Source organism: Syntrophales bacterium (assembly GCA_030655775.1).
GTDB lineage: Bacteria > Desulfobacterota > Syntrophia > Syntrophales > JADFWA01 > JAUSPI01.
Window position 1 is genome coordinate 1 of the sequence record JAUSPI010000118.1, and the last position, 11,386, is coordinate 11,386.

Sequence of the window (11,386 nt, forward strand, 5' to 3'; positions counted from 1 at the left end):
AGGCTGCGCTGAAAGCGCATTTTTTAACTTTAGGCACTTTAGCTCACTTTAGTTCACTTTACACTCTTAACTAAATCTTGCTGTTTGAACTGGTACCAACATCTGCGCAAAAAACGCAGTTGTTGTGAATAAAGACTCTAATAAACAGCCGCTTTTCATTCAGGGCTAAATGTCGGACGCTGAATGTTCGTCGTTATTTGTTATAAATTTCAATAAATTCATCTAATTCGACATAACCATTGCCGTCTTTATCAAAGATAATGAATTTTTCTTCCAAAACTGTCTTACTAGGATAGATGATCCTCAGTTCTTCTTTGATAACCCTCCCATCCTTGTTCACGTCCAGGGAATAAAACACTTCCTGTGGTGTTTCTCCTCCGGCAAATACCGGAACTGCCGTGAACATGAACACGGAAACCAGCAACAAAATCAGCGCTCTTTTCATTATTTTCATCCTTTTTCTCCTTTTCTACAAGAATTCACTATTTATACTCCTGCCACGGCTTTAATGCAAGCATTGTCACGAGAAAAACCAATTATTCAAAACTAATGTACCCGTAAAAAGTCATAAACTGCACCATTTGTCATCCTGAACTCGTTTCAGGATCTCACTTGTTTCAGCATCTAATTATTTCAGCAAGTTAGAGACCCTGAATGATCCTGAAACAACTTCAGGACATGATTTTGGGTGATAAAAAAACTTTTTACGAATGCTTCAAAACTAAACGTCTTCGTGTTCCTGATAGATAACATGCCCGCAGCTCTTACAGTGTGATGCATCCTTGTCATGGTAACGAAGGCCGCATTGCGGACAGGTAATGTCTTGCTTCGATGCGATATGTATCCACTCCCTTACAAGCCGGCTTGCCTGCCAGGGTATAAGAATAATCCCTGAAATTATCATCAGTACCGTTACCATGCGTCCCGCTTCCGAAAGCGGAATAATATCACCGAAACCGACTGTTGTAAGGGTCACTACCGTGAAATAAAAGGCGTCACCGAAATTCCGGACGTGAGGGTTGACTGCACTTTCAACGGTATAAAAGAGGCCTGAAGAGATGAAAAATATCATGAATATTGTAATCAGAAGCTGTACAACCTTCAAAAAATGCACGGTGATACTTCCGAAGAAGAAATCCGGGTCCGCGGCATAACGCAAAAACCTGAAGATCCTGAAGACACGGAAAGCCCTTATCAGACGGATGAACCCTACATTGAGTGCAACGCCGAAGACCGGAAACACAAGAAGCGCCACTGTAGGCAGGATTGCTATGAGATCTATCACGCTGTAAATATCGACCAACTGTCTCAGCCTGTCCCGCGATCCATAGAGCCTCGCTACGTACTCGATGATGAAGAAAACCACAATTATAACTTCCGCATTCCACAGGAGGCTGTGCACCGCCTCGGATACATCGTATGTCTCAACGACAAGAATCGCACATATTACAAAGTTGAGGATTATTATGAATATATCGATCAGTTTTCCCAGCGGTGTCTTCGAGTCAACAAGATAAAACTGGATGGTTTCCCGGAAGCTGTTCATAGCCAAAAATCCCGTCTTTTATTTTCAACATGTTATACCGTTATACACACATTTTCACTTTTTTCAAAAAAATTTCTGCCCAGAACAAAATGGGTGCCATGGACAAACCATGTGCCGGACATTGATCCGGTATTGTTTGTCCGTGCAAATAAACCTCCTCAAAGGGCACCACGGACAAACAATAACAAAAAGGGTGCCATGGACAAACTTGTTTGTCCGTGCCGGACCTTGATCCGGTATTGTTTGTCCGTGTTCCTGCCATAAAATCAAACCTTTACAATTCATTTGGTTATTGATATATTTCAATCTAAATAACACTTAACTACAAATTTTTACAGGAACTCAAATGAAATATCGTGCCTTAATTGAGCAAGACGAAGACGGCATGTTTGTTGCTGAAGTGCCGGCACTGCCCGGTTGTATTCCACAGGGCAGTACTCGGGAAGAAGCTTTGCAAAATATCCAGGAAGCAATTGCCGCATATCTGGAAAGCTTAAAAACTCATGGCGAACCAATACCTCCATACGCGCTATCATTCGTCAGGTAGGCCTAACTGTAGAAGGTTTTATCAAGCTTCTGTAAATTCCATATATTGCAAAAAAATCTTCTCATTAAGAATTCAAAAGTATCTTTCCTTGATTGAACAATGGTTGCGTACAAATGAATCTGAAGAAGTTGTTTCTGCACTTGAAATACAAAGAAACACAAAGATTGATCCGTCAATGTCGGCGGATAAACTAATCACGGCGTGGGAATTGTGGGTGCCCGCCAACTGGGCGAAGGAAGGCGATTTGATATTAGTACGCAAGCAATAAAAACTTTCTCATCAAAATTCATTTAATATGCTATAGTGAAATCCTAAATAGCTCTATTGAGATCATGACATGAACTTGAAATGGTATGAATAAGATAAAGAAACGATTGTTTATTCGCGAGAAGGCCAGTGAACATATTGCAGCAATAAATGAAAAGATGTTGTGGTCATTCCATGCTGTCAAGAAGCTGAGGATTGAGGGACTGAGAAAATCACAGGTAGAGGATGCCCTCAAAAATTGCGTTCTCGTTGAAGATTACCACGTGACAGGACGTCCGTTGCCGGATTGCCTGGTTCTTGGATTTATTAATGAAGAACCTGTTCATGTTGTCGTAGCATTGGATGAGGATTTTGACAGAATATTAATTGTCACTGTTTATAGACCGTCCGCAGAGAGGTGGGAAGATGGTTGGAAAAAGAGAAAAAAATAAATACAAAAAATGTCCCTTATGCGGTGGGGGAATGGATGACGGTATTACAACCCTGCCGTTTTTAATGGGAGAAAAAGTTGCCATTATCAAAAACGTGCCTGCTGAAATCTGTTCAGACTGCGGTGAGGCATATATGAAAAGTCATGTCGCCGGCAATGTTGAAACGCTTCTTGACCGTATCGAAGAGCTGCACTCCGAAGTATCAATTATTTATTACGAGGCAGCGTAAAGCACGGGGCAAGAAATTCCCGTTATCCATCCGCACTTATAGCTCGTCGGGAAAAACTCTTCTTTGACCCCATCTATCAAAACCCCGTGCTATCCTTTCTACAAACAATGTTCTCGCCCATATTCACCGAGGATGAAGTCGAGAAAATAGCAATAAATCCTGATATAGGAAAATCGAAAAAAGGGGATTTGGTAGATTTTCGAGTTCATAAATTTTCTTATGGAAAACAGAAGTTTTTGATTGCCTATCGCTTTCAAGAGGATGAAATAGTGTTTTTCATAATAGGTCCCCATGAGAATTTTTATCGTGAACTCAAGAAATATCTAAGGGAGGTTGAATCATAATGATTACTGCTGAGAAAGTTTATAAAGAAATTTTAGATATGCCATTAAAAGAAAGAGAAAAATTATTTACTGTGATAGCAAGACAAGGATTTGAGAAAGATTTATACAACCACGCTGAAGTCTTTGACGAAATCAGAGAGTCGCCATTTACCGTTAAAGAAGCTGCCGAATATCTTGGGGTAGCCGAGGTTACTTTGAGGCGGTGGGTTAAAGCAGGAACCATAAAACATAAAAGGGTTGGAAGAAACATTGTATTTAGCCCGGATGAGCTCAAAGTTTTCAAGAAAGACAATGTCTAACTCAATATTTCCCCAACCACCATACTTCTCCAGCATAGCTTCCAGCTCAATTCGCTTTTCCTCCCTCAATAAGGGTGCCATGGACAAACCATGTGCCGGAATAAACAGGGACAGCTGTCCCTGTTTATTCCGCGATACGACTCTCACCCAATAACAGGCAATCACCCAATATTTTGCTGCCAAAATCCACTTGACACACAAATCTTCTCTCCATATACTCACGTTACGAAAAATCACTACCTTATCTACCTTGTCTAAATCGATTAATGCTGAAATCACTGCGTCGGGAAAGTCATATAGGGAATGCCGGTCTATTGAACAATAAGGGGGGAAGCAATTATGGTCATGTCGATTGGCGGTCCTGCAAGCAAACCACCTGAACGGGATTCCTGGGGTAAACACCGACCGAAGAGTATTGCCCTGTTCATTGCTCTTGCCCTGGTTTCGCTCCTCACCATTATCTGTTTGGTGGGGTGCGGGTCTTTAAATCTTCAGCTGAAGGACCCCTCCAAGAAACCGGGCCGGAAAATAGGCGAGTCGCAGAAAATATCTATCGACGACCTGCTATACATGGAATCTGTTACCGAACAGGCGGTGTCCCCGGATGGCGCAAGCGTAGCCTGGGTAAAAGCAGGTTATGTGGAAGGGAAAGAGTTTCCGCTCTTCGCTCTGTCCGTGACAAATGTGGATGATATCAGCACAAAGCAGCTTGCCGGCTCTCAATTCATGTCGATCAGCGGTCTCAAATGGTCACCAGGGGTACAGCGATAGCATTTTTAGGCGTTACGACCGCGTCCGGTGCCCAGGTATGGAGCGTGACGCCTGAAAGCGGCGCCATGAAACAGTTAACGGATGTACCGGGCGGAGTCAACGACTTCGGCTGGGCGGGAACTGAAGCGATTCTGTACATCACGACGGACGGAAGCGCGAAGGAAGCTTCGAGCAAGAAAGACGATACTATTCGCGTAACGCAATACTGTGAAACGCCGGTCCGTCTGTTCAGGCTGGAGCTGTCCAGCGGGCGAACCGAGCGGTTAACAGAGAACGATGACAACACCCTGGCTCTTTCCGTGTCCCCAAACGGCAAGCATGTATTTCTGTGCAGGACGAAAGCGGCGTCGTCGAAGTCACAGTACTATCAGGACATTCCTTTCAGATATTTCATCTATGAAATCGACCGGCGCGAGGAGAAGCAGATTTTCTCCGTGATAAAAGCGGTGGAAAACTGGGCATGGTCGCCCGATTCGAAGACCTTGTTCGCAACCGAGGCGTTTGCTGAGGACAAGTTCATCTTTGCTTATGTTGATCATCTGTGGACATATGATGCCCTGTCCGGCGATGAGAAGAACCTGGATCTCGGCTGGGAACGGGGCCTGATGCAGATGTCGAAGGTCAGTCCCACCGGCAACGGCTTTCTGGCAATCCTGGAAGATGGCTGCCATCCAAAGCTCGCGCGGTACGTGAAGAATGAGAACGGCTACGAGCGCCGGATTATGGAGACGGCCCATCAGGGAAACATCTTCTCAATAGAAACCACTCGGGATGGCACGACCGTTTTCTACCAGCATTCGACGGCAAGCAAGCCCACCCAGTGGTACGTTGCGTCTGTCGATGGCGATAGCATCAAAGACCCAAAGCCGTATACGAACCTCAATCCTCAATACAAAGGAAAGTCCTTCCCCGGAGCGGAGGCGATAACCTGGGAGGGAGCCCTCGGTGAGGCCGTAGAAGGAATGCTCTATTACCCGGCCGATTACGACCCCGGGAAGAAGTATCCTCTGATGCTGAACCTCCACGGTGGGCCCCTCGACTGCATCAGGGACCGGTGGACGCTGCTTGGTTGGATGCTGCCGTACCACATCATAACACAGAAGGGAGCGTTTGTACTTGATCCCAACTATCATGGCAGTTACGGCTACGGACTGGAGTTTTCCCGGTCTATTCGCGATGGCAAGATGTACGAATACCCCATAGAGGACATTGAAAAGGGCATAGCCCGCCTTGTTGAACTCGGGATGGTTGACGAAAACAGGCTCGGCACCATGGGCTGGTCCCAGGGCTCCATTCTATCGAACGCACTGATTGCCCATGACCAGAGGTTCAAAGTGGCTTCATGCGGGGCGGGAGGAGCCGAGTGGGTATCGTACTGGGGCCAATCCTACGTGGGCTATTCTCTGTGCGAGTACTACCTGGGTGCCAGCCCGATAGAGAATCCCGGTCTCTATAAGAATCCGGAGAAGGCGCCTTTCTACGATGCAAGGAAAGTCGTGACTCCCGTGATAATGTTCATCGGTTCCGAGGACATAAACGTTCCTCCAAGCCAGGTCTGGATTACCTACCGGGGGATTCAGAAGTATGGAAGTGCTCCTGTCGAGCTGTACGTTTTCCCCGGAGAGCCCCATGTTCTCCAGAAGCTGTCACACCAGAGGAGGAAGATGATAGAGGAGCAGAAGTGGTTTGACAAGTACTTCTTTAACATTGGGAATAAATAGGGAAAGCCGTTCCAAGTTAAAAGCTTCTGATATTCCTTGACATTCCAACTATTTTTGTTAACTATAAAAAAGCTGTTAACAAAACAGAAGAAGGTAACATGACCTAAACAACAAACGATCTTTTCTTTCTAACACAAGAAATGTCCAAAAGATGCCAGATATTAAACTATCAATGATCTTTACAGGAAACAAATAGATGATTACCGATACCACCTTCTTCACAAATGAACCGGGTTATGCGCTGCTTGACCGGTTCAGAAAGACATTAAAACACGTACAATGCTTCGATGTATTGGTCGGGTACTTCCGCACCAGTGGATTCCATCAATTGTACGAGTCATTTGAATCCATTGATAAGATCAGAATTTTAGTCGGGTTGAATGTTGATCAGAAAGCCTATGAAATTATCGAAGAGACACGATCCAGGGGAGAATTCGATTTCGAATCGCACAGCAGAACAAAACGTATGTTCAGCGAACAGACGGCATCCGAAATGGGTGAATCGGAAGACTCTTATGAGACCGAAATCGGAATAAGAAAATTCCTGGAATTTCTGACTGCCGATTGCCCCAACAAAGACCAGGACATGGCCAACGGCGGCAACGGGAAAAAGATGGAACTTCGTGCCTATCCAAGTGAAAACATCCACGCCAAGGTTTATATCAGCCGCTTTAAAAAAGATGAGCTGGACTTTGGCAGGGTAATCACCGGCTCCAGCAATTTTTCAGAGAGCGGCCTTATTGCAAACAGGGAATTCAACGTCGAATTAAAAGACAAGGTTGATGTTGAATTCGCCCTCAAGCAATTTGAAAACCTGTGGAAAGACGGCGTAAACATTTCACAGGAATATGTTGATACCATCCGGAGCAAAACCTGGCTCAATGACGCGATCATCCCCTATCATCTTTACCTGAAAATGCTCTACGAATACCTGAAGGAAGATATCAATCTGGATGAGGAGATTGAGTTGGACCTGCCTGAAGGTTTTATGGAGCTTGAATATCAAAAACAGGCAGTCGTCTCCGCCAAAAAAATTCTGGATGCTTACAACGGTGTATTTCTGGCCGATGTCGTCGGTCTGGGGAAAACATTTATATCCGCCATGCTGGCTCAACAGTTGCCCGGCGGCAAGCTGGTTATCTGTCCTCCCGTGCTCAAGGACTACTGGGAAGAGACATTTTTTGACTTTGGGATCAAAAAGACAAAGGTGGAATCTCTCGGTAAACTTGATCAAATCATAAAGGATGGAACGGAAAAATACGATTATATATTCATTGATGAGGCGCACCGTTTCAGGAATGAATATACCCAGGGCTTTGAAATGATTCATCAGATCTGCCACGGCAAAAAAGTCATTCTGGTTTCCGCGACACCTCTGAACAATACGTTTGATGATATTCTAAGCCAATTGAAACTCTTTCAGATTCCCAAGAAATCAACAATTCCGGGAGCGCCGAATCTTGAAAAATTCTTTAAGAGTCTTACGAACAGGCTCAAGAATATCAAAAAATCAGACCCGGAATACATTAGCGCCATCAAGGAAGGTTCTGGAAAAATCAGGGAGAATATCCTCAAATATACGATGGTGCGGAGGACGCGGTCTGAAATTATAAAGTATTTCAACAGGGATATTGATGAGCAGGGCCTGTTCTTCCCGGATGTTGAAGACCCGCGGCGAATCATTTATGAATTCGATGACGAGATAAACACAACCTTCAATAACACCATAGAATTACTGAAAAGATTCAAATACGCCCGCTACACACCCCTACTATATCTGAAAGAAGAGGTTTCTGAACTTGAAAAGCAAAGCCAGCGCAATGTCGGCGGTTTCATGAAGGTCATTCTGGTGAAACGGCTTGAAAGCAGTTTTCATGCGTTTCGTAAGACAATCTCTCGTTTTGTTGAATCTTACGTTAATTTCATTGATATGTTCAACAAGGGAACGATTTATATCAGCAAGACTGTTGACGTTTACGATCTATTGGATGAAGACAACGAGGACAAGATACATCAATTCATAGAGCAGGAAAGGATAAGCCGGCATGACGCGGGACAGTTCAGGCCGGAATTTATAGAAGACCTCAAGGCTGACTTGAAATTACTGAAAGTAATCCGCGATCTGTGGTCGGTTGTCGATTCGGATCCGAAGATAGAGACCTTCATTGATGATCTAAAAACAAATAATGAGCTGAAAGACAAGAAGCTTATCATCTTTACAGAATCAAAGGAAACGGGCGATTATCTCTATGATAATCTCAGCGCGCGATTTCCACACAAGGTATTGTTTTACTCCAGCGAAGGCGGACAGACTGCGGAAGGCAAAAAGTCGGTTACAGACGCGCGGCGCATTATCAAGGAAAATTACGATCCCACTCACAGGACCCAAAACGACGATCTGCAGATTCTTATCAGCACCGACATTCTTGCGGAAGGCATCAACCTGCACCGTTCGAATATCGTAGTAAATTATGACCTGCCCTGGAATCCGACAAAAGTGCTTCAAAGAGTGGGACGGGTGAATCGTGTAGGAACCGAACATAAGAGTATCTATGTATTCAACTTCTTCCCCACGGACCAATCAGACAGGCATATCGGCCTGGAAGATAATATCAAATCCAAGATCCAGGCCTTCCACGATACCCTGGGAGAGGACGCAAGATATCTTACCGATGAAGAAGTCGTATCGTCCCATAAATTATTCGGAGATTCACTGTATCAAAAGCTTGCGGACAAAAAGACATATGCGGGCGATGATGAAGAAGTACAATCCGAGTTAAAATATCTGAAGTTTATCCGGGATATTCGCGACAATTCCCCCGCTCTTTTTGAAGAAATTAAAAACCTTCCAAAGAAAGCGCGTTCCGCCAGACAATTCAACACGGAAAACGATCAGTTGATTACCTTCTTTCGCAAAGGCAAATTGAAAAAGTTCTTTATGTCGGGCGGGAATGGTTCCAGGGAATGCACCTTCTTTGAAGCCGCGGATATCCTAAAATGTGATGAAGATACAAAACGGGAGAAAATACCAAAGCAATTCTATCCGATGCTAAAAGACAACAAAGAACAGTTCCGCTTTGTCACTTCAGGCGAAGACTTTGAACCGAAAGGATCAGGCGGACGTGGCGGGCTTTCCAATGAACGCTATGTCATCATGCGTTTGAAGGCAAAAGAATTCCGAAAATACCAGGGTTTTACGGATGATGACGATGAATATGTCAGACTTATTCTGAGAGGATATGAGGACGGTGTGATTCCAAAGAATACTACCAAGGGCATCAAGAAAAAGATCGAAAAAGAAACCAATCCCCTGAAGGTCCTGTCGATACTAAAGAAAACCATTCCCTATAATATTCTGGATGCAGAAAGACCGGGACAGCAGGTTTCTTCGACTAAAAGAGAGGTTATTCTGTCTGAGTTTTTGACTGGAAAGAAATAAAGGCCACAAAAGCAAAAAGGACTCAATAACTGAGCCCTTAAGCGTTGGAATTCTGCAAGATGATTGCGCACCTTGCGAATGTAGTTTAACAATAATTCGGTTTTTGTCAAGAAAAATTTTTACTTTTTTCCAATATAAATAAGGGGGAAATGTCATTCCGAACGAATGTGAGGAATCTTAACATATTAACATTACTAACGATTAAGATTTCTCGCTTTGCTCGAAATGACAAAAAAGGGGATTGCGACACAGTCTCTTGGTGGGAGAGGGTTAGGGTGAGGGGCAGAATATAATCATGGATAAACAGGCAGCGGAAAATCTAATCAGCAATACATTCAACCGCCCTTTCAATGAAAGCAGTTTCTCGAATTTTATACGAAACCTTCTTAACGATATCGATGAATCAAAAGCCTTTTCGTATTTACATGGAAACTACATCAGACATTCATTCGCAGACCACGTTAAACAATATCGTCGCATCGGCGCTTACACAGACCCAAATGGCGAAAGAATTGACGTACTCATCGTGCATCTAAAGCGGGAAGCCGCGCTTGAACATGCCCGCACAAGGCAGCGAAACTTCATTGCGTGGTATCTAAACGGGGGCCGTGGCGGTGTGTTAAGAGATGCGGCCCTGGTCGCCTTTGCTTCTACTGATTTAGACGACTGGCGTTTTTCCTATGTGCGAATGGAATACAAAGAGGAGGTCACAGAATCCGGGAAAGTCAAAATAAAAGAAGAACTCACCCCGGCAAGAAGATATTCATTCCTTGTCGGCAAAAATGAGCCGAATCATACCGCCCAGCAGCAGTTGTTGCCCCTTCTGAAAAATGATTCAAGAAATCCCACCCTCTCAGAACTGGAGGATGCCTTTAGTGTTGAAACGGTAACCAAACAATTCTATCTGGACTATAAAGGTTTATTCAAGAAACTAACCGAAGAGCTTGATCGCATTCTAAAAAAAGACAGCAAGATAAAACAGGAATTTGAAACCAAATCCATTGACACCGCCAATTTTGCCAAGAAACTGCTGGGCCAGATAGTTTTCCTCTATTTCCTGCAAAAGAAAGGGTGGCTGGGCGTACCCAAAGATGAAAGATGGTGGCAGGGTGATAAGAGATTTCTCGGGACATTGCTAAAAAGATGTATTGCGGAGAACAAAAACTTCTTCAACGATTATCTGGAATATCTGTTTTACGAAGCATTGGCCACCACCGAAGGACGGGCGACAATTGATCTGAGCTATTACCCGAAATTTGACTGCAAAATCCCTTTCCTGAATGGCGGATTATTCGAAGCAACATACGATTGGGAAAATACAAATATTCTCTTGCCTGATGAATTGTTTTCAAACAAGGAAAAGACAAAAGCCGGAGATACAGGCACCGGTATCCTGGATATCTTTGACCGCTATAACTTTACCGTTAAGGAAGACGAGCCCCTGGAAAAAGAGGTGGCCGTTGATCCGGAAATGCTGGGAAAGGTATTTGAAAACCTGCTTCCCGAAAACCTGCGCAAGGGTCAGGGCGCCTACTACACGCCGCGTGAGATCGTCCATTATATGTGTCAACAGAGCTTGATTAACTACCTTGCCACTGAAGTTTCTGCCTGTCATTCCCGACTCACCCCCTGTCATTCCCGACTCACCCCCTGATAGGGGTAGGAACGATACATTGGTTTGTATCGCCCCTCCCTCCGAACCGGACTTGCGGATTTCCCGCATCCGGCTCTCCAGTCGGTGGTTTTACCTCATTGAGGACTGGCGCAACATACAATGGGCTTCCACAAGACT

Annotated in this window: 11 protein-coding genes; 9 read left to right on the forward strand and 2 right to left on the reverse strand. The window is 44.4% G+C overall.

The annotated features are described in order from the left end of the window. Positions 1 to 193: 193 nt before the first annotated feature. Both Q7J27_06270 and Q7J27_06275 read right to left on the reverse strand, forming a co-directional pair. Positions 194 to 454, reverse strand: coding sequence for an EF-hand domain-containing protein (locus Q7J27_06270; protein ID MDO9528750.1), 261 nt, complete (start codon positions 452 to 454; stop codon positions 194 to 196). Positions 455 to 721: 267 nt separating this feature from the next. Beyond that, positions 722 to 1,546, reverse strand: a complete 825-nt coding sequence (locus Q7J27_06275) for an ion transporter (GenBank protein ID MDO9528751.1) — start codon at positions 1,544 to 1,546, stop codon at positions 722 to 724. 346 nt (positions 1,547 to 1,892) lie between these two features. Between Q7J27_06275 and Q7J27_06280 the strand changes: the two genes are divergently transcribed. The 9 genes from Q7J27_06280 (at position 1,893) to Q7J27_06320 (ending at position 11,248) form a co-directional block, all read left to right on the forward strand. Then, positions 1,893 to 2,093, forward strand: a complete 201-nt coding sequence (locus Q7J27_06280) for a type II toxin-antitoxin system HicB family antitoxin (GenBank protein MDO9528752.1) — start codon at positions 1,893 to 1,895, stop codon at positions 2,091 to 2,093. Positions 2,094 to 2,446: 353 nt separating this feature from the next. Continuing rightward, positions 2,447 to 2,791: a DUF4258 domain-containing protein gene (locus Q7J27_06285; protein MDO9528753.1), complete on the forward strand. Its 345-nt coding sequence runs from the start codon at positions 2,447 to 2,449 to the stop codon at positions 2,789 to 2,791. Further along, a complete protein-coding gene (locus Q7J27_06290; GenBank protein MDO9528754.1) occupies positions 2,766 to 3,020 on the forward strand; it encodes a type II toxin-antitoxin system MqsA family antitoxin in 255 nt (84 codons plus the stop codon). Before Q7J27_06285 ends, Q7J27_06290 begins: the two co-directional genes overlap by 26 nt. 107 nt (positions 3,021 to 3,127) lie before the next feature. Further along, a complete protein-coding gene (locus tag Q7J27_06295; GenBank protein MDO9528755.1) occupies positions 3,128 to 3,364 on the forward strand; it encodes a type II toxin-antitoxin system RelE/ParE family toxin in 237 nt (78 codons plus the stop codon). Continuing rightward, positions 3,364 to 3,663 carry a helix-turn-helix domain-containing protein gene (locus Q7J27_06300; protein MDO9528756.1) on the forward strand — a complete coding sequence of 100 codons (300 nt, stop codon included), beginning with the start codon at positions 3,364 to 3,366 and terminating at the stop codon, positions 3,661 to 3,663. The genes Q7J27_06295 and Q7J27_06300 overlap by 1 nt, the downstream gene beginning before the upstream one ends. 339 nt (positions 3,664 to 4,002) lie before the next feature. Next, positions 4,003 to 4,434, forward strand: a complete 432-nt coding sequence (locus Q7J27_06305; protein MDO9528757.1) for a hypothetical protein — start codon at positions 4,003 to 4,005, stop codon at positions 4,432 to 4,434. Between the two features lie 65 nt (positions 4,435 to 4,499). Further along, positions 4,500 to 6,155 carry a prolyl oligopeptidase family serine peptidase gene (locus Q7J27_06310; protein ID MDO9528758.1) on the forward strand — a complete coding sequence of 552 codons (1,656 nt, stop codon included), beginning with the start codon at positions 4,500 to 4,502 and terminating at the stop codon, positions 6,153 to 6,155. Between the two features lie 196 nt (positions 6,156 to 6,351). After that, on the forward strand, positions 6,352 to 9,594 hold the full coding sequence (locus tag Q7J27_06315) for a helicase-related protein (GenBank protein MDO9528759.1): 3,243 nt from the start codon (positions 6,352 to 6,354) through the stop codon (positions 9,592 to 9,594). A 295-nt stretch (positions 9,595 to 9,889) separates the two neighbouring features. Beyond that, positions 9,890 to 11,248 carry a hypothetical protein gene (locus Q7J27_06320; protein ID MDO9528760.1) on the forward strand — a complete coding sequence of 453 codons (1,359 nt, stop codon included), beginning with the start codon at positions 9,890 to 9,892 and terminating at the stop codon, positions 11,246 to 11,248. Positions 11,249 to 11,386 lie beyond the last annotated feature (138 nt).

Excerpts from the sequence above, each read along its gene's own strand:
- Q7J27_06270 (MDO9528750.1), bottom strand. The coding sequence starts at position 454 with ATGAAAATAATGAAAAGAGCGCTGATTTTGTTGCTGGTTTCCGTGTTC.
- Q7J27_06275 (MDO9528751.1), bottom strand. The coding sequence starts at position 1,546 with ATGAACAGCTTCCGGGAAACCATCCAGTTTTATCTTGTTGACTCGAAG.
- Q7J27_06280 (MDO9528752.1), top strand. The coding sequence starts at position 1,893 with ATGAAATATCGTGCCTTAATTGAGCAAGACGAAGACGGCATGTTTGTT.
- Q7J27_06285 (MDO9528753.1), top strand. The coding sequence starts at position 2,447 with ATGAATAAGATAAAGAAACGATTGTTTATTCGCGAGAAGGCCAGTGAA.
- Q7J27_06290 (MDO9528754.1), top strand. The coding sequence starts at position 2,766 with ATGGTTGGAAAAAGAGAAAAAAATAAATACAAAAAATGTCCCTTATGC.
- Q7J27_06295 (MDO9528755.1), top strand. The coding sequence starts at position 3,128 with ATGTTCTCGCCCATATTCACCGAGGATGAAGTCGAGAAAATAGCAATA.
- Q7J27_06300 (MDO9528756.1), top strand. The coding sequence starts at position 3,364 with ATGATTACTGCTGAGAAAGTTTATAAAGAAATTTTAGATATGCCATTA.
- Q7J27_06305 (MDO9528757.1), top strand. The coding sequence starts at position 4,003 with ATGGTCATGTCGATTGGCGGTCCTGCAAGCAAACCACCTGAACGGGAT.
- Q7J27_06310 (MDO9528758.1), top strand. The coding sequence starts at position 4,500 with ATGAAACAGTTAACGGATGTACCGGGCGGAGTCAACGACTTCGGCTGG.
- Q7J27_06315 (MDO9528759.1), top strand. The coding sequence starts at position 6,352 with ATGATTACCGATACCACCTTCTTCACAAATGAACCGGGTTATGCGCTG.
- Q7J27_06320 (MDO9528760.1), top strand. The coding sequence starts at position 9,890 with ATGGATAAACAGGCAGCGGAAAATCTAATCAGCAATACATTCAACCGC.